Raw genomic sequence first — 24,085 nt, forward strand, 5'->3', positions numbered from 1 at the left:
TCCAGCGCCACGTGTGCGGTGATGTCGCGGCTGCCGTCCGGTACGGGGGCCGCCTCGCGGCCGTCGCGGAAGCCGGTGAGCGTGCCGTACGGCGGGCCGGGGTACCGGGCCGAGATCGGGCGGCCGCGGGACGAGGCGTGGACGCGTGCGGTACGGACGCTGCGCCGCGGGTTCGCCGTGACCGCCGACTACGCGCACCTGCGGGAGGCCCGCCCGCCGTACGGCACGCTCACCGGCTTCCGCGACGGCCGCGAGGCGGCCCCCGTACCGGACGGCAGCCGCGACATCACCGCACACGTGGCGCTGGACGCCTGCGCGGCGGCCGGCGGCACCGGGGCGCTGCTGCTCACCCAGCGGGCCGCGCTGCGCTCCCTGGGCGTCGACGGCAGCCGGCCGCCGCTGGCCCTCGCGACCACCGATCCGGCCGCCTACCTGCGGGCCCTCAGCGGGGCCGGCGAGGCCGCCGAGCTGACCGACCCGGGCGGCCTGGGGGCCTTCCACTGGCTGGTCCAGCCGGTCGGCCTGCCGGCGGGAGCTGTCAGACTGTCCCCATGACGGAGACGATGGTCGGCATTGGCGGTGCGGCGGAGAGCACGGACATGGTGCTCAACATCGGGCCCCAGCACCCCTCCACCCACGGAGTGCTGCGGCTGCGCCTGGTACTGGACGGCGAGCGCATCAGCCACGCCGAACCGGTGATCGGTTATATGCACCGGGGCGCGGAGAAGCTCTTCGAGGCGCGCGACTACCGCCAGATCATCGTGCTCGCCAACCGCCACGACTGGCTGTCGGCGTTCTCCAACGAGCTCGGCGTCGTAATGGCCGTCGAACGGATGCTCGGCATGGAGGTCCCGGAGCGGGCGGTCTGGACGCGCACCCTGCTGGCCGAGCTGAACCGCGTACTGAACCACCTGATGTTCCTCGGCTCGTACCCCCTGGAGCTGGGCGGGATCACCCCGGTCTTCCACGCCTTCCGCGAGCGCGAAGAGCTGCAGAACGTCATGGAGGAACTCTCCGGCGGCCGGATGCACTACATGTTCAACCGCGTCGGCGGCCTCAAGGAGGACCTGCCGGCCGGCTGGCTGGGCCGCGCCCGGCACGCGGTGTCCGAGGTCCGCTCCCGTATGGACGTCTTCGACCGGCTCGTCCTCGGCAACGAGATCTTCCGCGGCCGGACCCGCGGCGTCGGCGTGCTGACCCCGGAGGCCGTGCACGCCTACGGCGTCTCCGGGCCCATCGGCCGCGCCTCGGGCGTCGACTTCGACCTGCGCCGCGACGAGCCGTACCTGGCCTACGGGGAACTGCAGGACACCCTGAAGGTCGTCACCCGCTCCGAGGGCGACTGCCTGGCCCGCTTCGAGGTGCTGCTGGAGCAGACGCACAACGCGCTCGACCTGGCCGACGCCTGTCTGGACCGGATGGCGGAGCTGGCCCCCGGGCCGATCAACCAGCGGCTCCCGAAGGTGCTCAAGGCCCCCGAGGGCGCGACGTACGCCTGGACCGAGAATCCGCTCGGCATCAACGGCTACTACCTCGTCTCCAAGGGCGAGAAGACCCCGTACCGCCTCAAGCTCCGCTCCGCCTCGTTCAACAACATCCAGGCCCTGACGGAGCTGCTCCCCGGCACTCTGGTCGCCGACATGGTCGCCATCCTGGGCTCGCTGTTCTTCGTGGTGGGCGACATCGACAAGTGACGGCCGGGCCCGGGGTGACGGGCGGGGCGTGGTCCGCTGTACGCGGGGTAGCGCCCGGGCCAACACCAACAGGGTCGTCCACAGGGTGTGGATAACTTTCCGGAGCGCGGACACGCTCTGAGGGCACGCGAAAACGCCCGCGCCGGTCGATGACCGGTGCGGGCGTTTCTCTTGCCTGCTCTTCGTGCCGTTTACTGTGCGGCCGCGCTGCGGAGCTCGACGACGTCGATCTGTTCGGTCTCGTCGTGCGCGGTCAGGTCGATGACCTCACCGGCGGCGCGCTCCCCGGCAGCGGGCCCACCGGAGGCTTCCGGCGCGGCCTCGTCCCGTGCCTCGGGCTCTGCCGGCTCCGGGCGGGTCTCCGCGGCGGCCTCCGGAGCAACCTCCGATGCGGTCTCCGGAGCGGCCTGCTGCGCCTTCTGGCGGGCCACCGCGCGGGCCGACTGTTCGGCCACCGCCTCGTCGCCCACCACGTCCGCCAGGTCCTCCTCCAGCGGCGCTGCGGATACCTCCTTGGGCGCGGTGCCCGTCCCCGTACCGAAGAAGTCGAAGCCGCCGGTCGTCCGCGGGGCGGGCCGGTGCTGGGCGCTGAGCGGCGCGACCGCGGCGGCCGGCACCGGGCGCAGCGCGGGGGCGCCCTCGGCCGTCGCACGGACCTGCGCGGCGGCGCGGGCCTGTTCGGCGGCGCGCTGCCGCTCGGCCCGCTCCCGCTCCGCACGCCGGGCGGCGTCGCGTCGGGCGGCCTCCTGCCGGGATGCGCTCTCCTTCAGCCGCAACAGCGCCTCGTCCGCCTTGCGGAAGTCACGCGCGGTGGGAACCGCGGAGGCGCTGGGAACCGCGGAGGCGATGGGGTCCGGAGTGGCGCTGGTGTCCGGAGCGGCGGCGGGGACCGGAGCGGCCGTGGAGTCCGGAGCGGCGGCCGGCGTGCCGGGCGTGATGCCCGCCGCCGTCGTGCCGTCGGCGACCGGCCCAACGGACGCGGGCCGGACGGCCGTCAGGCCCGGTACCGGAACGGCGCCGCCCGCGGTCAGCTCCCGGGCCGGGGCCGTGGCCTCGATCGCGAGCCGGCGGCGGCCCTCCAGGGCGGTGGCCCGCTCGGTCTCGGCCGTGGCGTACCGGCGCAGCAGCGCGGCGTGTTCATTGCGCAGCCGGGCCAGCTCGGCGCGCTTGGCGCGCAGTTTGGTCTCCAGCGCGGCCCGGATCTCCCGGGCCTCCTCGACGTCCGTCTCCAGTTCGGCGACGCGCTCCTCGGTCCGCCACTCGTCGCGCACCCGGGCGCGGGTGAGTTCGGCGACCCGCTTGCCGGCCGTACGGTCCCAGCTGCGGGCCAGCACGGCGCCGCCGACCGCGGCCACGGCCGCGGCGGCGACCAGGACCCGGAGCACCAGCGCATCGCCGACCAGCCAGGCACCGGCGGCGCAGGCAATTGACGCACCGGCGACCGTCGTAGGGGGAAGAAGCCTGTGCAGGGGTGGGGAATGGCGATGGCGTCCTCGTGGCATGGCCTGAAATTTACCGTGCGTACGAGGCTGATGGGGCGCCGCCCCGCAATCCGTTTCCCGCTGGTTACTTCTTGAGCAGGTCCTTCTCCTTCAGATAGGCCGTCGCGACATCCGCCGGCTTGCGCCGGTCGGCATCGACCTGACGGTTCAGCTCGATCAAGTCCTTGGTCGTGAGCACCTTCGTGAGCTTGCCGAGCGCACTCGCGATCGCGCTGTCACCGGCGCTCTCGGCATTCACCACCGGCAGTACATTCTCGGCGTTCTGCAGGTGCTTGTCGTCCTTGAGGAGCACCAGCCCGAAGCTGTCGAGCGTGGCGTCCGTCGTCGTGGTCAGCACCAGTTGGTCCGTGCCGTCCTTGACCGCCTGCTTGGCCTGCACCGTGCCCACGCCCTTGGGGTCGATGCCCGTCACGGCTATGCCGTACGTCTTCTTCAGGCCCGGCAGGCAGTACGGCCTGGTCTCGCACTCCTCGCCCGCCGCGAGCTTCACCTTCTCCTTCGACGCGCCAAGGTCCGAGAGAGTCTTCAGCTTGTGCTTCGCGGCGAATTCCTTGGTGACCGCGAAGGCGTTCTGGTCCGTCGCCGCGCCGTGCGGGAGAACCTTCAGTCCGCGCTGCGCGGCGAGCTTCTTCAGTGCCGCGACGGTCTCGTCCGCGTCGTTGGACGCGACCGACTTCGCCTTGGCGCCGTTCTCCTTGGCGTTGAGAAAATCGGCGAGCGTGGAGGCATATTCCGGAACGACATCGATCTCGCCCTTCTCCAGCGCCGGTTCGTACAGCTCACGATTCTTCAGCGTCTGCACGGACGTCTTGTACCCGGCATTGGAAATGATCTTGGAATAGAGCTCGGCGAGCACCTGGGACTCGGTGAATCCCGCGGAACCCACGACGATCGTGTCCTTGCTGCCCGCGCTCTTGCCGCCCTTTTCCTCCAGGCTCTGGCCGCCGCACGCGGACAGCCCGGCGGCCAGCGCCAGCACCGTCCCCGCGACCAGAGCCGTCCGCGCGGTACGCGACTTGCTGTTCATCCGAACTCCCCATCCCGTCGTCGAGGTCAACCGGTGGAACACACCGGCCCCCGCCCGCCTGTCTTTTCCCACGTCCGCCGCCGGCGGCGGCCCCGCATCGGGTCGCACAGCCGCTCCACGCCCACCAGCACCGCCTCGACGAGCAGCGCCAGCCCGGCGACCAGCACCGCGCCCGCCACCACCTGCGGGGTGTCGTAATTGCCGAAGCCCGCCGTGATGATCCGGCCGAGGCCACCGCCGCCGGCCAGCGCGGCCAGCGTCACCGTCGCCACGACCTGCACCGAGGCCGACCGCAGCCCGGTCATGATCAAGGGATACGCGAGCGGCAGCTCGACCCGCAGCAGCAGCTGCCACCCGGACATGCCCATCCCCCGCGCCGCCTCCACCACATCGCGGTCGGCCTCCCGCATCCCGACGTACGCGTTGGTCAGCAGCGGCGGCACCGCGAACAGCACCAGCGCCACGATCGTCGGCCAGTCCCCCGCCTTGCCCAGCGGACTGAGCGTCAGCAGCACCAGTACCGCGAAGGTCGGCACCGCGCGGCCGACGTTGGCGAGATTGACCGCCAGCGCCCCGCCCTTGCCGATATGGCCCAGATACAGCGCCACCGGCAGCGCCAGCAGACAGGAGATGACCAGGCACACCACGCTGAGCTGCACATGCTGGCCCAGGCGGTGCCATACGCCGTTCTCCCCCGCCCAGTTGGCCGCGGAGCCCAGCCAGTCCCATGCCCCCGTGATCGCGTCCATCGCTCAGGCCACCGCCTTCCGCTCGCGCCCGGGCCTGCGTATCCCTCCGGCACCGCCACGCACCCGCCGGGTGCGTCCGGCCCGGGTCCAGGGCGTCAACGCCCGCTGCAGGCCCACCAGCAGCAGATCGGCGACCAGCGCCAGCAGCACGCACAGCACGGACGCCGTGAGCACCTCGGCCTTGAAGAAGCCCTGCATCCCGCTGTCGATGAGATTGCCCAGGCCGCCGAAGCCGACCACCGCGCCGATCGTCGTCATCGCCACCGTCGAGACCGTGGCGATCCGCAGCCCCGCCATCAACGCGGGCAAAGCCAGCGGAAGTTCGACCTGGAAGAGCAGCCGCAGCGGGCCGTACCCCATCCCGCGGGCCGCCTCGCGCACCTCGGCGGGGACGGCCTGCAGGCCCGCGAGGATGTTCCGCACCAGGATCGTCAGGGAATAGAGCACCAGGCCCGTCACGACCACGGCGGCCGAGACCCCGAAGACCGGGGTCAGCAGCGCGAACATGGCCAGCGACGGGACCGTGTACAGAATCGTCGTCAGGCCGAGCACCGGTCCGGCCGCGCCGCGCCGCTGCCGCGCGAGCAGCGCCAGCGGGAACGCCACCAACAGGCCGATGGCCACGGAGAGGACGGTGATCCAGACGTGCTGGACGGTCGCGTCCACCAGCTCCTGGCCACGGCTGCGCAGGTACTCGCCGCAGATCCAGTCATTCGCCCGCAGGCAGTTGCGCGGGCTCATGGCCGCGCTCACGTACGTACTCGCGACCGTGCTCATGGGCGTGCTCACGCCACGTCACCTCCCCCGTCCGCTCGTTCACAAATCCGGTGACTGTCTGCGACCTTATCCCCCGCCACTGACAATCGGCCCGGACCGCCATTCACTCGCAACATCCCGTTCATCCCGCCCCGGGCGGACCGACGACAATGGGGAAGCATGATCCGTTTCGAGCACGTCACCAAGCGTTACGCGGACGGCACCACCGCCGTCGACGACCTCTCGTTCGAGGTCGCTGAGGGCGAGCTCGTCACGCTCGTCGGCCCGTCCGGCTGCGGCAAGACCACGACCATGAAGATGGTCAACCGCCTCATCGAGCCCAGCGGCGGCCGCATCTTCCTCGACGGCGCCGACATCGCCACCGTCGACCCGGTCGAGCTGCGCCGGCGCATCGGGTACGTCATCCAGCAGATCGGGCTGTTCCCGCACAAGACCGTGCTCGACAACACCGCGACCGTTCCCCATCTGCTCGGTACGACGCGCAAGAAGGCCCGCGCCCGCGCCGCCGAGCTCCTCGACCTGGTCGGCCTGGACCCGTCCGTGTACGGCGACCGGTACCCGGAACAGCTCTCCGGCGGCCAGCGCCAGCGCGTCGGCGTGGCCCGCGCGCTGGCCGCCGATCCGCCCGTGCTGCTGATGGACGAGCCGTTCGGCGCCGTGGACCCGGTCGTCCGCGAGCACCTGCAGACGGAGTTCCTGCGCCTGCAGTCCTCGCTGCGCAAGACGGTCCTGTTCGTGACGCACGACATCGAGGAAGCGGTACGGCTCGGCGACCGCATCGCCGTCTACGGGGCCGGGCGCATCGAACAATTCGACACTCCGGCGACGGTGCTGGGCGCGCCCGCGACACCGTACGTAGCGGAGTTCGTGGGCGCCGACCGGGGGCTGAAGCGGCTGTCCGTCACCCCCATCGAGACCGGCGACCTCGAACAGCCGCCGGTCATCCACCTCGACGACCCCGTGGGGCGCGCGCTGGCCGGGATGACGGCGGACGGCGCCCGCTGGGCGGTCGTGCTGGACCACGAGGACCGGCTGCACGGCTGGGTCGCGGCGGATGCCCTCGCGCTCGCGAAGGAGGGCACGGTCCGGGAGCACGCGCGGCGCATGGAGGCGTGGCTGCCGGTCGGGGCGCCCCTGAAGCAGGCGTTCAGCACGATGCTGCAGCACGACGCGGGCTGGATCGCGGTACTGGACGGCGACCGCTTCCTCGGCGTCCTCACCCCGGGCCGCCTCCACGAGGCACTGCGCCGCTCGACCACGGCGGACGCGGCGAAGATCGCCCGCGCGGACGTGGAGCTGGAGTCGGTACTGGACGCGTGAGCCCGCCCGGCCCGGGACCGCTGCGCCTACGGGCGCAGCCCCCTGGTCAGGCCGCCGCCGCTCCCGCCTCGTCGTCATCGTCCGGAAGCTTGCAGACGCGCTCCAGGAAGACGGCGGCGGCCACCACCGCCAGGCCGGCGAGGACCGCCAGGCCCGCGTACACCGTCTGGTTCGCGCGGCCCTGGGCCGCGGAGCCCGAAGTCAGCAGGAAGACCGTGACGCCGCCGTACAGGCCGCTCACGACCGCGGCGACCAGCGCGCTCGCCTGGCCGAACAGCACGGCCCGCGCGGCCATCATCGGCTCGACGCCCTTCGCGCCGGGCACCCGCTCGCGCTGGGCCTTCAGCCGGCTGCGCAGCGACAGGGCCGTCGCCGCCAGCACGGCCGCGATCAGCGCCAGCACGATCGGGGCCGCCAGCGGCACGCTGGGCAGGCTGGCGAGCGCGTCCCACAGTCGGGCGCCGGCCCAGGCCAGCACGCCTGCCACCACGAACAGCCCGACCAGCACCTTGATCCGTAGCTGCTTCATCGAGCTCGTCGCCCCTCACACCGTTCTGGCCACGCGCCCACGCGGACGCGCCGGCCGTCATGTCCACCGGACACCATCATGATCCCTGCACCGGCCCCCCGAGGGCCGTAGGGACAACGATCACTCCGGCAGTCGCAGTTCCAGGTCGGCGCGCGGCGCGACGCCGCTCCGGCCCAGCTCCGCCAGCAGCTCGGCCACCGGGCCGTGCCCGGGGACCTTGGCCTCGGGGTCGACGTCGTGCCACGGCACGAGGACGAAGGCGCGCTCGTGGGCGCGCGGGTGCGGCAGGGTCAGCACCGGGTCCTGCGAGACGACGTCCTGGTACGCGACGATGTCCACGTCGATCGTGCGCGGACCCCAGCGCTCGTCGCGGACCCTCTCGAACGCCTCCTCGATGGCGTGGCCGCGCTCCAGCAGCGAGGACGGCGGCAGCGTGGTCTTCAGGAGGACCACGGCATTGAAGTACGAGGGCTGGGAGCCCGGCTCCACGCCCCACGGCTCGGTCTCGTACACCGGCGAGACGGCCTTCACCCGCACGCCCGGGGTGTCCTCCAGCGCGTCGATGGCGCCCTGCAGCGTCTCCAGGCGGTTGCCCAGATTGCTCCCCAAGGAGATCACCGCGCGTTTGGGATTGGTGAGCGTCATGTCCGCCGCGTCCACCTGCTCCACAACGGAGGCGGGCACCGGCTGTACGGTCGGGTCACTGCTGGTCATACTCGGCTCCGGGTGATGGTGATGGTCACGTCGTCAAAGGGGACCGTGATCGGGGCATCGGGCTTGTGGACGACGACCTCGACCTCCTCCACCCCCTGGTGCTTCAGGCATTGGGCGGCGATCCGCTCCGCGAGCGTCTCGATGAGGTCGACCGGCTCGCCCTCGACGATCGCCACGACCTCCTCCGCCACGACTCCGTAGTGCACGGTCTTCGCGAGGTCGTCGGTCGCAGCCGCCGGCCGGGTGTCCAGGCCGAGCACCAGGTCCACGACGAACGCCTGGCCCGCCTCGCGTTCCTGGGCGAACACACCGTGGTGTCCCCGGGCCTTCAGCCCGCGCAGCGCGACACGGTCCACGCGAATCACTCCCACTGGTACCACTGATCGTCGGATTACCGGGCACGCACCGGACACGGTCCGGAACACCACCCGGTCATCGAATTTACCTGCGAGCACTGACAGCACTCGCCCACGGGGGCCGTGGACGGCACCCCGAACAGCTGCCGCACAGCCGAGTCCCCGTCCGCGCGGCCATTTACCCCGCGGTCCCCCGCTCCACCCCTACCCCGTCGCGACTTGGCTCGAACGAGTGCGCCCTCTGTCACCCCGCTGACCCCGACCGCTGACCCCGGACACGGTATCCGCCCATGTCAGCGCGGTGCACGCGGCCGGTCAGCAGTCTCAGCAGGCGGACTCGCAGCCCGCCGAGACGCGTGTCACAGGCCGCCCGGCAGCCCGCCCACGCCGTCGTCCTCGTCCTCGGGTCCGTCCTCGTCGTCCTCGTCGTCCCGGTCGGCGAGGACCGGCGACCCGTGGTGCGACCACACCCGCCAGCCGTCCTCCGTGCGCCGGAACACATTGGTCGCCACGACCAGCTGGCCGATCAGCGGGCCCACCGAGCCGTCCTCCTCGGCCGGGCCGCCGCTGAGGATGTTCTCCGTGCAGGTCACCAGCGCGGTGTCGGCCACCACGTCGATCTCCACATCGGTGAGGAAGAACTGGATGTACTCGGTGTTGGCCATGATCAGCGCATAGGAGCGCAGCACCTCGCTGCGGCCGCGCAGCACCGGCCAGCCAGGGTGCACCACGCTCACCTGGCCGTCCAGCCACAGCTCGGACATCGCCTCGTGATCACCGCGCTCGATGGCCTCGTAGAACGCGGTATTGGCCTGCTCCACCAGCTCGATGTCCGTACGTGGGCTCAAACCGCTCACACCGCTCCCGTCATGTTCCTCGTGCGTACTTCGCGTCTTTTCGGGTGCGCACAGGTACGTGCACGCATACGCGTCCCGCGCCCCCGTCACCGGGCACCCCGCGCGCCACCTGGCTGCCCTGTGCCCTGCCGGGCCCCGTTCTACGCCGAGCGCCGGGCCGCGGAACCGGCGGCCTCCACGGCCCGCGCGACCCGTACCGCGTCGGCGCTCGCCCGCACTTCATGCACGCGGACCGCCCAGGCGCCCTCGCGCGCCGACAGGGCGGTGACCGCCGCCGTCGCCGCGTCCCGCTCCCGCGCCGGCGGCACCGAGGCGGAGGCGCCGGCACCGGCCAGCACCCGCCCCAGGAAGCGCTTCCGGGAGGCGGCCACCAGCAGCGGCCGGCCCAGCTCGTGCAGCCGCTCCAGGCCCGCGACCAGCTGAAGGTCGTGCTCGGCCTGCTTGGCGAAGCCCAGCCCCGGGTCGATCACGATGCGCTCCGGGTCGATGCCCCCGGAGACCGCACGGTCCATGGACACCCGCAGCTCGGCCACGACCTCGCCCACGACATCGTGGTAGACCGCCCGGTCGTTCATGTCGACGGACTGGCCGCGCCAGTGCATCACCACGAACGGCGCGTGCGCCGCGGCCACCACCGGGATCATCGCCGGGTCGGCGGCGCCCGCACTGACGTCGTTGACCAGGTGCGCACCGGCCTGCAGCGACTGCTCGGCGACAGAGGCCCGCATGGTGTCCACGGAGACCACCACGCCGGCCGCCGCCAGCTCCCGTACGACCGGGATGACGCGGCGCAGCTCCTCGGCCTCGTCCACCCGCGCGGCGCCGGGCCGGGTCGACTCGCCGCCCACGTCCACCAGGTCGGCCCCCTGGGCCACCAGGTCCAGGCCGTGCTTGACCGCGAGCTCGGTGTCGAACCAGTCGCCGCCGTCGGAGAACGAGTCGGGGGTCACATTGACCACGCCCATGACCGCGCACCGGTCCCACTCGGGAAGACCGGCCACCCGGCCACGCAAAGTACTCATACATCCAGCCTAGGCGCTGTAACCGGGCGGCTCGCCCCACGCACAGCGCGTACCTGGGCGAACGCGGACGTATGGGCACACCTGTACGTCTGCGTACATACCTGATCGCCGACTCCCCCGCCGCCACCTCGCCCGCCCCTCGGGCCCTCAGGCGGCCCGCTCGACCGACGTGCCGCGCAGCGCCGAGGCCCGGTGCGCACACGGGCGTGCCACGGGCTCCGGACGCCGGCGGCGCAGCAGCCGGGGCAGCCCCAGCTGCACGAACCCCTCCGCCTGCATCGCCGCGAAGCCGATGCGCGGCAGGTCACGGGTGGCCCGGAAGACCAGGAAGCGCGGCTCCCAGCGCGGCTGGAACTTGGCGTTGAACTTGTACAGCGATTCGATCTGGAACCAGCGCGAGAGGAACACCAGCAGGCTGCGCCACGTACGCAGCACCGGCCCCGCGCCCAGCTTCTCGCCGCGGGCCAGCGCCGAGCGGAACATCGCGAAGTTCAGGGAGACCCTGGAGACATCCAGCTTCGGCGCCGCCTGCAGGGCGGCCACGATCAGCAGCTCGTTCATCCCGGGGTCGGCGCTGCGGTCGCGCCGCATCAGGTCCAGCGACATGCCGTCCGCGCCCCACGGTACGAAGTGCAGTACGGCCTTCAGGTCGCCGTACGGGCCCGGCGTCTCGCCCTCCCCGGGTGCGCGGTGCGCCGTGGCGATCACCGCGTCCCCGTCCCGGGGATCGCCGATCCGGCCCAGCGCCATCGAGAAGCCGCGCTCGGTGTCGGTGCCCCGCCAGCCGTCGGCGGCCCGCTGGACCGCCTCGACCTCCTCCGGGGACAGCTCGGCCACCCGGCGCACCCTGGTCTCGTACCCGTTGCGCTCGATGCGCTTGACCATCTGCCGTACGTTGCGCATCGCCCGCCCCGAGAGCGTGAAGTCCGCCACGTCCACGATGGCCTCGTCGCCCAGCTCCAGCGCGTCCAGACCCGTCTCGCGGGTCCACACCTCGCCGCCGGTCTCGGAGCAGCCCATCACCGCGGGCGTCCAGGAGTGCACCCGCGCCTCCTCCATGAAGCGCTCGATCGCGCCCGGCCACGCCTCGACGTCCCCGATGGGGTCGCCGCTGGCCAGCATCACCCCGGAGACCACGCGGTAGCAGACCGCCGCCTTGCCGCTGGGCGAGAAGACCGCACCCTTGTCGCGGCGGAGCGCGAAGTGGCCGAGGGAGTCCCGGCTGCCGTGCCGGGCCAGCAGCTCCCGCAGCCGGTCCTCGTCCTCCGCCGTGAGCCGGGCGGCCGGCTGCTCGGGCCGGAAGGCGAGGTACGCGGTGGTCGCCAGGGTCAGCAGGCCGAGCGCGCCGAGCGAGTAACCGACCGTGTAGTCGACGTGATGGGTGTACGCCACGGGCCCCTCGAAGCCGAACAGGCCCCACATGACGTGCTGCAGCTCCGCCCAGACCGTCGGGTCACCGACGATGCGGTGCGGATGGGAATTGACGATCACCATGCCCAGGGCGACGCTCACGCCGCCCAGCACGACGAAGTTCAGCAGCGCCTTCCAGCGGCTGCGCGGGTCCGGCAGCGCCGCGAACTCCCGGCGGTGCCACACCAGATAGGCCAGCAGCGCCAGCGAGAGCACCGCTCCGATCACGGAGTGGCGGTACGCGAACTGCGCCGCCGCGCCCACCGGGAGCAGCGTCACCGCCGCGATCCACACCCGCCGCTTGCGCCGCTTCAGGCCGTGCGCCAGCAGCAGGAGCAGCAGGCCCACCACGATCGAGGCGGCCGCGGCCAGCGGGCTCACCGCACCCGGCAGCACCTCCGCCAGCGCGTGCATGCGGCTGTGCCGGAAGCGTGGGAACACTCCGGACGCCACGTTCAGCAGACCGATCAGCGTGCAGGCCGTACCGACCGCCGTGGGCACCGCTTCCGGGCGCGGTCCCCGCACCCAGCGTGCGCGACGCCACGCAACCACTCCGGACTTTTCGCCATCTAGCCTGTCAGACATCACTTTCCCGTCGCCCGCTCCTCAAGCCGCCCGACCTTCGGAACGCGGAGCATCAAAGTCGCCACTACGTGGACAATTCGCGCTGTAGGACGGCGCTTCAGGGCTCGGGGTTCCATCAGACGACCGGGCCGCCCGGCCGCCCGGCAGGAAGTGGACATGGATCTCACCAGTAAGACCGTGCCGGCGCTCACCGTGCTGGTCGCGGTGGCTTTCTTCGCCTGCACAGTGCTGCTGTGGCCGCGCCTCGCAGCCCGGACCTGGCGCGCCGTGACAGGCCGGATCGCACTGCTGCTGGCGACCCAGCTGACCCTCTTCGCCTCGGTCGGACTCGTGGTCAACAACGCTTTCGGCTTCTACGCGTCCTGGGCCGACCTCTTCGGCCAGGAGCGCCAGACCGGTGTCGTGGTCGACCACACCACCGGCCCCGGCGGCACCGACCTGAAACGACAGGGTGTGGAACGGACCGGCCTGCCGCACGACAACCGGCGCGCCGAAGTCGCCGGCCGGCTGGACAAGGTCCTGATACGCGGCGAAGCCACCGGCATCACCAGCCCCGCGTACGTCTATCTGCCACCGGAGTACTTCCAGCCCCGGTACGCCCAGGACCGCTTCCCCACGGCCGTCGTACTCACCGGCTACCCGGGCACCGCCGAGGCCCTCTACACGAAGCTGCACTACCCGCAGACCGAGCGCCGGCTGGTCGCGAGGGGCAAGATGCAGCCGACCATCCTGGTCATGCTCCGCCCGACGGTCGCCCCGCCCCGCGACACGGAGTGCATGGACATACCGGGCGGCCCGCAGACCGAAACGTTCTTCACCAAGGAGCTGCGCGCGGACATCGCGGCGCACTACCGCACCGGTACGGCCGCCCGGAGCTGGGGCGTGATGGGCGACTCCACGGGCGGCTACTGCGCCCTGAAGATGACCATGCGCCACCCGGAGGCGTACTCCACGGGCGTCGCCCTCTCCGGCTACTACAAGGCTCCGCTGGACCCCACCACCGGCGACCTTTTCGCCGGCAACGCACAGCTGCAGCGCGAGAACGACCTGCTGTGGCGGCAGCGGAATCTGCCCCCGCCGCCGGTGAACCTCCTGGTCACCACCAGCAAGAAGGGCGAGACGAACTACGCCGATACGATGCGCTTCATAGCGGGCACCAAGTCCCCCACCCGCATCGCCTCAATAGTCCTCGACACCGGCGGCCACAACTTCAACACCTGGCGCCGGGAAATTCCGGCAGCGCTGACCTGGCTGGCGGGCCGCTTGAGCGCCTGACGGCGGTCCTCACGGCCCGAACGGGCCCCTTACCGAGCCAGAATCAGGCTCATCGCCTCGGCGCGGGTCGCCGCGTCCCGCAGCTGCCCCCGCACCGCCGAGGTCGTCGTCTTGGCGCCGGGCTTCCGCACGCCGCGCATGGTCATGCACATGTGCTCGCACTCCACCACGACGATCACCCCGCGCGGCTCCAGTATCTCCATCAGAGAATCCGCGATCTGCGTGGTCAGCCGCTCCTGGACCTGCGGGCGGCGGGCGAAGACGTCCACCAGCCGGGCCAGCTTGGACAGCCCGGTGATCTTGCCGTCCGTGGACGGGATGTAGCCGACGTGCGCGACACCGACGAACGGCACCAGGTGATGCTCGCAGGAGGACATCACCTCGATGTCCTTGACCAGCACCATCTCGTCGTGACCGAGGTCGAAGGTCGTCGTGAGGACGTCCTCCGGCTTCTGCCAGAGGCCCCCGAATATTTCCTTGTACGCCCGCGCCACTCGCGCCGGCGTCTCGAGGAGGCCCTCGCGGTCCGGGTCCTCACCGACTGCGATCAAGAGCTCACGCACGGCGTTCTCGGCCCGCTTCTCGTCGAACTCGCCGATCTTGCCTTCGCCGTCCAGCGTCACCGGGTCGGTCATCTCGTGCCTCGTTCCGTCATTCACCCCGCTACGAACCGCGGAATGCCGCGTCCCCCAGGCTAGAACCTGGGGGACGCGGCATTCATTCCGGGGCCGCTGTGGCAAGCGGCCTACCTGTCATGCTTCGCTGCTGCCGGAGTCCTCCGGGAGCTCGACCTTCTCCGTGGAGACGGTCGGCGTCACGGTGCCCGAGCCATTGGCCGCGGCCAGCTCCTTGGGTGCGAGCACCGGCGGCCGGGTCGAGGGCGTACGCCGCGAGGAGCCGGTCCACGCGGGGCGGGACGGGCGCTTCACGATGTGCTTGAAGATCTCGGCGATCTCTTCCTTGCCCAGGGTCTCCTTCTCCAGGAGGGCCAGGACCAGGTTGTCGAGGACGTCGCGGTTCTCGACGAGGATCTCCCACGCCTCGTTGTGCGCGGTCTCGATCAGCTTCTTGACCTCCTCGTCCACCAGGGCCGCGACCTCTTCCGAGTAATCGCGCTGGTGGGACATCTCGCGGCCCAGGAAGGGCTCGGAGTTGTCGGAGCCGAACTTGATCGCGCCGAGCCGCTCGGTCATGCCGTACTGCGTGACCATCGCGCGAGCCGTGGCGGTCGCCTTCTCGATGTCGTTCGCCGCGCCCGTCGTCGGGTCGTGGAAGACCAGCTCCTCCGCCGCGCGGCCGCCCAGCATGTACGCCAGCTGGTCGAGCATTTCGTTGCGCGTGGTGGAGTACTTGTCCTCGTCCGGGAGCACCATCGTGTAGCCGAGCGCGCGGCCGCGGGACAGGATAGTGATCTTGTGGACCGGGTCGGAGTTCGGTGAGGCCGCCGCGACCAGGGCGTGTCCGCCCTCGTGATACGCGGTGATCTTCTTTTCCTTGTCCGACATGATCCGGGTCCGCTTCTGCGGTCCGGCCACGACCCGGTCGATCGCCTCGTCCAGGAAGTGGTTGTCGATCAGCTTCTTGTCGCTGCGGGCGGTGAGCAGCGCGGCCTCGTTGAGGACGTTGCTCAGGTCCGCACCGGTGAAGCCGGGCGTACGGCGGGCCACGGCGCTGAGGTCGACGTCGGGCGCGACCGGCTTGCCCTTCTGGTGAACCTTGAGGATCTCCAGACGGCCCTGCATGTCCGGGCGGTCGACCGCGATCTGCCGGTCGAAGCGGCCGGGCCGCAGCAGCGCCGGGTCCAGGATGTCCGGCCGGTTCGTGGCGGCGATCAGGATGACGCCGCCCTTCACGTCGAAGCCGTCCATCTCGACCAGGAGCTGGTTCAGCGTCTGCTCGCGCTCGTCGTGACCGCCGCCCAGGCCGGCACCGCGGTGCCGGCCGACGGCGTCGATCTCGTCGACGAAGACGATCGCCGGGGCGTTCGCCTTGGCCTGCTCGAAGAGGTCACGGACGCGCGAGGCGCCGACACCCACGAACATCTCGACGAAGTCGGAGCCGGAGATCGAGTAGAAGGGCACGCCCGCCTCGCCCGCGACGGCGCGCGCGAGAAGCGTCTTGCCCGTACCGGGCGGGCCGTACAGCAGTACGCCCTTGGGAATCTTGGCGCCCACGGCCTGGAACTTCGCCGGCTCCTGCAGGAACTCCTTGATCTCATGGAGCTCCTCGACCGCCTCGTCCGACCCGGCGACGTCCGAGAACGTCGTCTTGGGGGTGTCCTTGGTGATGAGCTTGGCCTTGGACTTGCCGAAGTTCATGACCCGGGAGCCGCCGCCCTGCATCTGATTCATCAGGAACAGGAACACGACGACGATCAGGACGAACGGCAGCAGCGAGAGCAGCATGCCCACGAAGGGGCTCTGCTTCTGCGGCGAGACGGTGTAACCGTCCTTGATGTCGCCCGTCTGGTACTTGGACTGCAGGGTCTTGGCCAGGTCCACGCCCTGGTCGCCGATGTAGCTCGACTGGATCTTGTCGGAACCCTCGACCTTGTTGCCGCCGGAGAGCTCGACCTTGATCTTCATCTCGTCGCCGGTCGTCAGCTCGGCGGACTTCACCTTGTTGTCCGTGATCGCCTTGACGACCTGACCGGTGTCCACCGTCTTGTAGCCGCCGGACGAACTGACGACCTGCATCAACACGACCACGGCGAGGACGGCCAGCACGATCCACATGACCGGCCCACGGAAGTATCGCTTCACGTCCATCCATACGGAGCCCTAGAGGCCCCGTCCCTCCTGCCACAGTGAGGCACTCCAGCCCTCGGGGAGGTCTGGTCGTGCGTACGGTGTATTACTGGCCCGAAAAAGACTGACCTTCGGACGGTACCCCAGCATTGTCACCCGACGCCGCTGCCCGTGGGGAACAATGCCACTTGGATTCCGCCCTCCCTGCTCCAACGGCGGGAGGCCGCTGAGGGTTCCCGCCGTCCGGCACGAGGTGCTTTCCAGGCCCTGTCCGGCACCGCCGACCAGGTGTCAGCCGCCGTAGACGTGCGGCGCGAGCGTGCCGACGAACGGCAGATTGCGGTACTTCTCGGCGAAGTCCAGGCCGTATCCCACGACGAATTCGTTGGGGATGTCGAAGCCGATCCACTTCACATCGATGTCGACCTTTGCCGCTTCCGGCTTGCGCAGCAGCGTGCAGACCTCCAGCGAGGCCGGCTCGCGCGAGCCGAGGTTCGACAGCAGCCAGGACAGCGTCAGGCCGGAGTCGATGATGTCCTCGACGATCAGGACGTGCTTGCCCTTGATGTCGGTGTCCAGGTCCTTGAGGATGCGGACCACGCCGGAGGACTGGGTGCCCGCGCCGTACGACGACACGGCCATCCAGTCCATCGTGACGGGGGTGGACAGCGCACGCGCCAGGTCCGCCATCACCATCACGGCGCCCTTCAGGACGCCGACGATGAGCAGCTCCTTGCCCGCGTACTCCGCGTCGATCTTCGCGGCCAGCTCGGCCAGCTTCGCGTCGATCTCTTCTTTGGTGATGAGCACCGACTGAAGGTCGGAACCCATGTCCTTGTCGTCCACCCGTGCCACTTTCGCTCGGTTCGGTGTCATTAGACCGTCATCGACTCAGCCGTCCCGGCGGTCCCGCCCGGCTCAGCCCTGCCGGATGACCAGTTTGCCACCCTGCCGTCGCACACCCACCAGCCCGGGGAGGTCGATGGCTCCCTGGCCGCGCCAGGCGGTGATCAGCCGGTCGACTTCCTCGATGTGCCGCGCGAAGAGCGAACCCGCAGGTGAGCCCGCACGCAGCAGGGCCCGGCGGAGCACTCTGCGGCGCACCGCAGGGGGGAGCGAATACAGCGCGGTCACGTCCAGCGCACCGGTGGCATCGGCCACACCGCGCTCGGCCTCGACGGCCCAGGAGTCCAGCGCGTCGGCATCGTCGCGGGAGAGCTGCGCCGTACGGGCGAGGGCCTCGACGACGCCCTTGCCGAGCGCCTTCTCCAGGGCGGGCAGGCCCTCGTGGCGGAGCCGGGAGCGGGTGTACGAGGGGTCCGTGTTGTGCGGGTCGTCCCAGACGGGCAGCGACTGGATCAGGCATGCCTTGCGGGCGGTCTGCCGGTCGATCTCGAGGAAGGGGCGGCGGTAGCGGCCGTCGGCGCCGGAGACGGCGGCCATGCCGGACAGCGAGCGGGTGCCGGAGCCGCGGGCGAGGCCGAGGAGCACGGTCTCGGCCTGGTCGTCGCGGGTGTGGCCGAGGAGGACCGCGTCGGCGCCGTGGCGTCGCGCCGCGTCGTCCAGGGCGGCGTACCGGGCGTCGCGGGCGGCCGCTTCGGGGCCGCCGTCCCTGCCGACCTCGACGGTGATGGCCTCGGCCGGGTCCAGGCGGAGCGACTGCATACGGAGGACGACCTCGGCGGCCCGGGTGTCGGAGCCGTCCTGGAGGCCGTGGTCGATAGTGACGCCGCCGGCACGGACGCCGAGGCGCGGGGCCTCGAAGGCGAGGGCCGAGGCGAGCGCCATGGAGTCGGCGCCGCCGGAGCAGGCGGCGAGCACCAGGGGCGGCGGGGCATCGGGGCCGGACCGCCGGGTGTGGGACGTGAGGACGTCGTGGAGTACGCGGCGGACCGCCAGGCGTATTGCGGCGACCGCTGGATGGGGACCCATGTCCGTTTCCAATCGTTCAGCTGGGGGAGCCTCGGGCCGGACGGCGGCTGCCGTCCGGCCCACCGGGAGCATCTCGGGGTCGAGCGCCGGGGGGATCGCCGGGCGATTCCCGGGGCGGTCACTCAGAGTGTCTCGATGGTGACAGAGATGAGCTGTTACCCGAGCATTGCACGCCTCTCCCCGGGCCACGGTCCCTCAGAAGGGTGATTGAGGGGGCGTTCTTCTGTCCTACGGCGCTTCCACGGCGCCCTGCCTTCCTACGGCGCACCGTCCGCCTTGCGGTGCACCCGCGCGACCCAGTCCGCCGGTTTGGCGATCTCCTGTTTGGTCGGGAGAGTGTTCGGCGAGGTCCACACACGGTTGAAACCGTCCATGCCGACCTCGTCGACGACGGCCCGTACGAAGCGCTCGCCGTCCCGGTACTGGCGCAGCTTCGCGTCCAGGCCCAGGAGCTTGCGCAGCGCCTGGTCCAGGCGGCCGGCGCCGCTCGCGCGGCGCTGCTGGAACTTCTCCCGGATCTCCGTCACCGAGGGCACGACCTGCGGGCCGACGCCGTCCATGACGTAGTCGGCGTGCCCCTCCAGCAGGGACATCACGGCGGTCAGCCGGCCGAGGATCTCGCGCTGCGTCCTGGTCTGCACGAGATCGACGAGGCTGCGGCCGCCGTCGTCCTCGCCGGCCTCGCCCTCGGGCTTGGCCCCGGTCAGCGACTGGGCGGCCTCCCGCAGCCGTTCGAGGAGCGTGCCGGGGTCGATCTCGGTCTCGCCGAGGAACGACTGCACCTCGCCCTCGATGTGGTCGCGCAGCCAGGGCACCGCGGTGAACTGCGTGCGGTGCGTCTCTTCGTGCAGGCAGACCCACAGCCGGAAGTCGTGCGGCTCCACTTCGAGCTCGCGCTCGACGTGGACGATGTTCGGCGCCACGAGCAGCAGCCGGCCGCCGCGGGCGCCCGCGGGCAGATCCCGGGTGGGCGGCGCGAAGGTCTCGTACTGGCCGAGCACGCGGGAGGCCAGGAAGGACAGCAGCATGCCCAGCTCGACGCCGGTCACCTTGCCGCCGACCGCGCCTATCACCGCGCCACCGGGGAGCGAGGAGCGGCGCTCCTCCATCTTCTCCAGCAGTGGCTTCAGTACGGCGCGGAAGCCGGCGACGTTGGCGCGGATCCAGCCGGGCCGGTCCACGACCAGTACGGGCGTGTCATGAGCCGCCGCGCCCTCGCTCCCCGGTGGGGTCATGCGGGTGAACGCGCGCACGTGCTCCTCGGCGGCCTTCGCGTGCCTGCGCAGCTCGGCGACGACCGCGCGGGCCTCCTCGCGGCTCACCTCTGGGCCCGGCCTTACGAAGCGGGACGCGGTCGTCACCGCGAGATTCCAGTCGACCATCTCGGCACCACCGATGCTCGTCATGACTTCACGGTACGGGTGCGCTCGGCCGGGGGGTAGCCGATTCGCGGCGCTCGGCGGTGGCGGGCGCCGCATACGGGGTGCGCCGCGTCACCGGCAGCCGCAGTTGGCCACCGCCGAGGCGAGGCGGTCGAGGGAGCGCTGCGCCCCGTACGCGTCACCGGCGCCGTTGGTCATGAAGGCGAAGGTCAGCAGCCGGCCGTCGGCGTCGACGACCGTGCCCGCGAGGGTGTTCACACCGGTGAGGGTGCCGGTCTTGGCGCGTACGGCACCGGCGCCGGCCCGCTCGTCGGCGTACCGGGCCTCCAGGGTGCCGGTGAAACCGGCCACGGGGAGGCCGGTGAGGACCGGGCGGAGCTCCGGGTGGTCGGGGGCCGCGGCGAGCAGCAGTACGTGGGACAGCAGCGCGGCGGAGACCCGGTTGTCGCGGTCCAGGCCGCTGCCGTCGTGGAAGACGGTCCGCGCCACAGGGATGCGGAGCTGTTCGAGTGTCCGCTGTACGGCGCGGCCCCCGCCCTGGAAGGTCGTCGGCGCTCCGGTGGCCACGGCCGTCTGGCGGGCCAGCTGCTCGGCGATGTCGTTGTCGCTGTGCGTGAGCATCCGCTCGACGATGACCGAGAGCGGGAGGGAGGAGGCAGCGGCGAGCCGGGTGGCCGTGCGGCGGGCCTCGGCGTCCCGGGGCGTCCCGGTGACCGCGATGCCGCGGGCGCGCAGGGCGTCGGCGAAAGCCTGGGCGGCCTCGGCGGACGGGTCGGTGGCGCGGGGCGCGGGGCCGTGGCTGCTGGTGTCCAGGCGGGCCTCGTCGGCGGTGAGGGCGGTGACGGGCGCGAGGTTCTCGTTGGGGCCGATCGAGTGCTGCGGCGACCCCTTGTAGAGCGAGTCGTCGTAACCGAGGGTGACCTTCTTCGCGCCGCGCTTCTTGAGGGCGCGCGCGGTGTCGGCGGCGAGGTCGCCGAGCGCGGCGGGGCGCTGCGCGGCCGGCGTACCGGGCCTGGGCTTACGGGCGGTGAGGGTCGGGTCGCCGCCGCCCACGAGGACGACCCGTGCGGTGCCGTCCTTCGTGCGGCCGTCCTGCACGGCCTTCGTGGTGAAGCGGTGCTCGGGGCCGAGGGCACTGAGGGCGGCCACGGCGGTACCGAGCTTGATCGTGGAGGCGGGGGTCGCGGTCCGGCCCGGTTGGCTGGCGAAGACCTCGCGGCCGGTGGCCACGTCCACGACCGAAGCAGTCCGTACGGGGCCCAGCTCGGGCGCCTTCAGCAGGGGCGCCAGGGCGTCCGCGAGGCCGCTGCGGGTCGGAGGCGGGGCGCTGTCGCCGCCGCCCTTCACGGGGGCGCCCAGGGCCGCCAGGACGGGCGCCGCGCCGGGAGCCGCGGGCCCCTCTTCGTGATGCTCACCACCTCGGCCGTCCCAGCGGGCCGCGCGGGCCCGTTCGGCCGTACGCTGGCCGGAGTCCCACGGACCGGCCGTCGCCACCGCACCGGCCGCGACCGCGAGACCGGCGACAGCGGAACCTGCCGTCAGCTGCCAGGTCCGTTTGCGCTGTACCGGTGTCCGCCGCCACCACTGGCGGGCGAAGAACCATTCATCGGCCACGAACTGTGCGGCGCCCCGGCCGGCACCGGCTGTCGCCCGTATGCAGGTACGGCCCCAGCCGACCCACCTGACCTGCCACGACCTGGTCTCCGGCACCTTGGACCCAGCCCCTTTCGCCACCACACACCTGCGTGGGGGACACTTAATCACCAGACGTATGTGTTGATCATGGAGGAGCCACCCGTGGAGTTCGACGTCACCATCGAGATCCCGAAGGGTTCGCGGAACAAGTACGAGGTGGACCACGAGACCGGTCGGATCCGCCTGGACCGTCGACTCTTCACCTCGACCAGCTACCCGGCCGACTACGGCTTCGTCGAGAACACCCTCGGCGAGGACGGCGACCCGCTGGACGCGCTGGTCATCCTGGACGAGCCGACCTTCCCGGGTTGCCTCATCAAGTGCCGCGCCATCGGTATGTTCCGCATGACCGACGAGGCCGGCGGCGACGACAAGCTGCTGTGCGTCCCGGCCTCGGACCCCCGCGTGGAGCACCTGCGCGACATCCACCACGTGTCGGAGTTCGACCGCCTGGAGATCCAGCACTTCTTCGAGGTCTACAAGGACCTGGAGCCGGGCAAGTCGGTCGAGGGCGCGAACTGGGTCGGCCGCAGCGAGGCCGAGGCCGAGATCGAGGCTTCGTTCAAGCGCCTGGAGGCGCAGGGCGGCAAGCACTGAGCCGTGCCGGCTCGGTTTTTCCGACAGTGTCGGGCTGAGTGATACATCGATGGGCGGGCACCTGCGGGTGTCCGCCCATCGGCGTACAAGATGTCCTCAAGCGCCGGACGGGCTTGAATTTGCCGCCGGACAGGCTGGAAATGCCGCCGGGCGGGCCGGCCTCAGAAGCCGCGCGTGCGCTTCGCCGCGCGGCGGGTGGCCGCTTCCTCGCCGCTGGGAGCCTTGATGAAGAGGCGGGCCACCTCGCCACCGAGGTTCACGCCGACCGCGATGGCCAGGGCCAGTGAGATGGCCTTGATCAGCGAGGAGACGCCGGAGTCCAGGTTGCCCTGGGCGAAGTTGAGCAGCGCGAAGTACGTCGCGCTACCGGGGAGCAGCGGACCGATGGCCGCCGTGACGTACGGCAGCGCGGACGCGTAGCGGTAGCGGGACAGCAGCTGGCCGAAGAGGCCGACCAGGCCGGCCGCGATCGTGGTGGCGACCACCGGGTGGATCCTGGCCTGCGTCAGGGCGCCGTATATCACCCAGGCCACGCCGCCGTTGAACGTCGCGAACAGCACGGTGTGACGTTCCTGCTGAAGCAGCACACAGAAGGCCAGCGCCAGCAGCAGCGAGGCGATGATCTGGACCACCGGCTCGTCGAACGATCCGAAGCCCTCTTCCGGGTTCAGCGTGTGCGCGCTCAGCTGGACGCCGATGTACAGCACGCCGAGCACCCCGATGACGATGCCGACGATGAGGTAACCGACCTCCAGCAGACGCGCGGCCGCGGTGATGTAGTAACCCGTCAGGCCGTCCTGTACGCCCGCCACCAGCGCCCGCCCCGGGATCAGCGCGAAGAGGCCACCGGTGATGACCGCCGACGCCTGCACACCGGAGTGCGTCATGCTCAGCGCCACGCCCATCGCGGCGGGCGGCATCGCCGCCGCCACGAACTGGTAGAACTCCGGCAGTCCGCGCCCGGACGCCAGCCAGGCCAGCCGGTCGCCGAGCATCGACCCTATGGCGGCCGCGACGAAGACCGTCAGGCCGCCGCCGACCAGCATGCTCGCCGCGCCGGACAGCAGGCCGGACGCCACGGTGAGCGCCCAGCTGGGGTACGGGTGGCGGTTTCGCCGGATCTCGGCGAGGCCGCGGTACGCCTCCTCCAGGGTGATGCCGTCGGAGGTGATGTCGTCGACCAGCTGGAAGACCGCGGAGAGCCGGGTGTAGTCCACGCCGCGCCGGCGGACCGTGCGGCTGGCCGTCACCGGGTCGTCCACCAGCGAGGGCTGGTGCGAGATCGACAGCAGCGTGAACGTGACCGTGGGCTCGACCCGTTCCAGGCCGTACGCGTGGGCGACACCGAACATGGCCGCCTCGACGTCCTCGGCCCCCTCACCGCCGGCGAGCAGGATCTCGCCGATACGGAGCGTGAGGTCGAGCACGCGCGGCACGGCGGGCCCTGTCTCGTCGGCGCGTTCGATCCGCTCCGGAGCCGGGCGCTCGGTGACCGGCATCCGCAGCATCGTGCGCATCCGGTCCTGCCAGGGGACGTCCTTGGTCAGGCTGACGACCGGTATGCCGTGCGGCGGGGTGAAGGCGGGCCAGCCGGCGGGCGTGGTGGGCAGCTGGTGGGTGCCCGTGGTGGAGCCGGTGGCGCTGTTCAGCGCGCTGCCCGGGGGCGCGAAGGCGGACCCCTCCGGCTCGGCGGGCGCCTCGGCCCGCATTCCCTCCGGGAGGGCGAATTCCGAGGTGGGGTGCTCGTCCTCGTGCAGTGGGGGCTGGGGCACGCCGAGCGGCGGGGTGAACGCGCTCCGCGCTTCGTCCGATTGGGGTTTGCGGTCCTCGGGGGTCTCCGGGTCCGACGCCACTGCTCCTCGCTCCTCGTGCGCCTGCTGCGTCCGTCGTCAAAGCCACCATGCCTGATCGCCGC

22 protein-coding genes are annotated in these 24,085 nt (G+C 71.4%); 5 read left to right on the top strand and 17 right to left on the bottom strand.

Translation table 11 applies throughout. From position 1 onward, the window contains the following. Together CCS38_RS04340 and CCS38_RS04345 are read left to right on the top strand one after the other, a co-directional pair. Nucleotides 1–555: SAM-dependent methyltransferase (locus CCS38_RS04340; RefSeq protein ID WP_223731854.1), on the top strand; the 555-nt coding region annotated here is incomplete at its 5' end. Further along, on the top strand, nt 552–1,694 hold the full coding sequence (locus tag CCS38_RS04345) for an NADH-quinone oxidoreductase subunit D (RefSeq protein WP_030260381.1): 1,143 nt from the start codon (nt 552–554) through the stop codon (nt 1,692–1,694). The genes CCS38_RS04340 and CCS38_RS04345, both read left to right, overlap by 4 nt. A 191-nt stretch (nt 1,695–1,885) precedes the next feature. Here CCS38_RS04345 and CCS38_RS04350 read toward each other — a convergent pair whose 3' ends face one another. From CCS38_RS04350 to CCS38_RS04365, 4 genes are all read right to left on the bottom strand, one after another. After that, entirely contained in the window at nt 1,886–3,196 is a 1,311-nt protein-coding gene (locus CCS38_RS04350) for a hypothetical protein (RefSeq protein ID WP_223731855.1), read from the bottom strand. A gap of 64 nt (nt 3,197–3,260) precedes the next feature. Further along, on the bottom strand, nt 3,261–4,223 hold the full coding sequence (locus CCS38_RS04355) for an ABC transporter substrate-binding protein (RefSeq protein ID WP_223731856.1): 963 nt from the start codon (nt 4,221–4,223) through the stop codon (nt 3,261–3,263). A 26-nt stretch (nt 4,224–4,249) separates the two neighbouring features. Further along, on the bottom strand, nt 4,250–4,972 hold the full coding sequence (locus tag CCS38_RS04360; protein WP_223731857.1) for an ABC transporter permease: 723 nt from the start codon (nt 4,970–4,972) through the stop codon (nt 4,250–4,252). Nucleotides 4,973–4,975: 3 nt separating this feature from the next. Continuing rightward, entirely contained in the window at nt 4,976–5,713 is a 738-nt protein-coding gene (locus CCS38_RS04365) for an ABC transporter permease (protein ID WP_223731870.1), read from the bottom strand. A 195-nt stretch (nt 5,714–5,908) separates the two neighbouring features. On the opposite strand from CCS38_RS04365, the gene CCS38_RS04370 reads away from it, so the two are divergent. Then, nucleotides 5,909–7,069 (top strand): ABC transporter ATP-binding protein, encoded by a 1,161-nt coding sequence (locus CCS38_RS04370; RefSeq protein ID WP_223731858.1) that lies wholly within the window; start codon nt 5,909–5,911, stop codon nt 7,067–7,069. 46 nt (nt 7,070–7,115) lie between these two features. Here the strand turns inward: CCS38_RS04370 and CCS38_RS04375 are convergent, their stop codons facing one another. The 6 genes from CCS38_RS04375 to CCS38_RS04400 form a co-directional block, all read right to left on the bottom strand. Beyond that, on the bottom strand, nt 7,116–7,598 hold the full coding sequence (locus tag CCS38_RS04375; RefSeq protein WP_223731859.1) for a DUF3180 domain-containing protein: 483 nt from the start codon (nt 7,596–7,598) through the stop codon (nt 7,116–7,118). 120 nt (nt 7,599–7,718) lie between these two features. Then, the gene (gene folK / locus CCS38_RS04380; RefSeq protein ID WP_223731860.1) at nt 7,719–8,312 is read right to left on the bottom strand and encodes a 2-amino-4-hydroxy-6-hydroxymethyldihydropteridine diphosphokinase; all 594 of its coding nucleotides are present in this window, start codon (nt 8,310–8,312) and stop codon (nt 7,719–7,721) included. Next, nucleotides 8,309–8,668, bottom strand: a complete 360-nt coding sequence (gene folB / locus CCS38_RS04385; RefSeq protein WP_031058505.1) for a dihydroneopterin aldolase — start codon at nt 8,666–8,668, stop codon at nt 8,309–8,311. Before folB ends, folK begins: the two co-directional genes overlap by 4 nt. Nucleotides 8,669–9,027: 359 nt before the next feature. Beyond that, nucleotides 9,028–9,516: a nuclear transport factor 2 family protein gene (locus tag CCS38_RS04390; RefSeq protein WP_030260354.1), complete on the bottom strand. Its 489-nt coding sequence runs from the start codon at nt 9,514–9,516 to the stop codon at nt 9,028–9,030. A 149-nt stretch (nt 9,517–9,665) separates the two neighbouring features. Next, a complete protein-coding gene (folP, locus tag CCS38_RS04395; RefSeq protein WP_223731861.1) occupies nt 9,666–10,547 on the bottom strand; it encodes a dihydropteroate synthase in 882 nt (293 codons plus the stop codon). A gap of 147 nt (nt 10,548–10,694) precedes the next feature. Continuing rightward, nucleotides 10,695–12,542, bottom strand: coding sequence for a phosphatidylglycerol lysyltransferase domain-containing protein (locus CCS38_RS04400; protein ID WP_223731862.1), 1,848 nt, complete (start codon nt 12,540–12,542; stop codon nt 10,695–10,697). Nucleotides 12,543–12,698: 156 nt separating this feature from the next. On the opposite strand from CCS38_RS04400, the gene CCS38_RS04405 reads away from it, so the two are divergent. Beyond that, complete coding sequence (locus tag CCS38_RS04405) at nt 12,699–13,817, top strand: alpha/beta hydrolase (RefSeq protein WP_223731863.1); 1,119 nt, start codon at nt 12,699–12,701, stop codon at nt 13,815–13,817. 29 nt (nt 13,818–13,846) lie between these two features. On the opposite strand, the gene folE is transcribed toward CCS38_RS04405, so the two are convergent. From folE to dacB, 6 genes are all read right to left on the bottom strand, one after another. Continuing rightward, the gene (gene folE, locus CCS38_RS04410; protein WP_223731864.1) at nt 13,847–14,452 is read right to left on the bottom strand and encodes a GTP cyclohydrolase I FolE; all 606 of its coding nucleotides are present in this window, start codon (nt 14,450–14,452) and stop codon (nt 13,847–13,849) included. Between the two features lie 117 nt (nt 14,453–14,569). Then, complete coding sequence (gene ftsH, locus CCS38_RS04415; protein WP_223731865.1) at nt 14,570–16,585, bottom strand: ATP-dependent zinc metalloprotease FtsH; 2,016 nt, start codon at nt 16,583–16,585, stop codon at nt 14,570–14,572. 270 nt (nt 16,586–16,855) lie between these two features. Then, entirely contained in the window at nt 16,856–17,395 is a 540-nt protein-coding gene (gene hpt, locus CCS38_RS04420) for a hypoxanthine phosphoribosyltransferase (protein ID WP_031058519.1), read from the bottom strand. 87 nt (nt 17,396–17,482) lie between these two features. Then, nucleotides 17,483–18,496 carry a tRNA lysidine(34) synthetase TilS gene (gene tilS, locus CCS38_RS04425; protein WP_223731866.1) on the bottom strand — a complete coding sequence of 338 codons (1,014 nt, stop codon included), beginning with the start codon at nt 18,494–18,496 and terminating at the stop codon, nt 17,483–17,485. 257 nt (nt 18,497–18,753) lie between these two features. Then, nucleotides 18,754–19,902, bottom strand: coding sequence for an Rv3626c family coenzyme F420 biosynthesis-associated protein (locus CCS38_RS04430; protein WP_223731867.1), 1,149 nt, complete (start codon nt 19,900–19,902; stop codon nt 18,754–18,756). Between the two features lie 87 nt (nt 19,903–19,989). Continuing rightward, complete coding sequence (dacB, locus tag CCS38_RS04435) at nt 19,990–21,492, bottom strand: D-alanyl-D-alanine carboxypeptidase/D-alanyl-D-alanine endopeptidase (protein ID WP_223731868.1); 1,503 nt, start codon at nt 21,490–21,492, stop codon at nt 19,990–19,992. Nucleotides 21,493–21,675: 183 nt separating this feature from the next. On the opposite strand from dacB, the gene CCS38_RS04440 reads away from it, so the two are divergent. Then, on the top strand, nt 21,676–22,170 hold the full coding sequence (locus CCS38_RS04440) for an inorganic diphosphatase (RefSeq protein ID WP_030260327.1): 495 nt from the start codon (nt 21,676–21,678) through the stop codon (nt 22,168–22,170). Between the two features lie 161 nt (nt 22,171–22,331). Here CCS38_RS04440 and CCS38_RS04445 read toward each other — a convergent pair whose 3' ends face one another. Continuing rightward, complete coding sequence (locus tag CCS38_RS04445) at nt 22,332–24,023, bottom strand: threonine/serine exporter family protein (protein WP_223731869.1); 1,692 nt, start codon at nt 24,021–24,023, stop codon at nt 22,332–22,334. Between the last annotated feature and the right edge of the window lie 62 nt (nt 24,024–24,085).

The organism is Streptomyces purpurogeneiscleroticus, from assembly GCF_020024005.1.
GTDB lineage: Bacteria > Actinomycetota > Actinomycetes > Streptomycetales > Streptomycetaceae > Streptomyces > Streptomyces purpurogeneiscleroticus.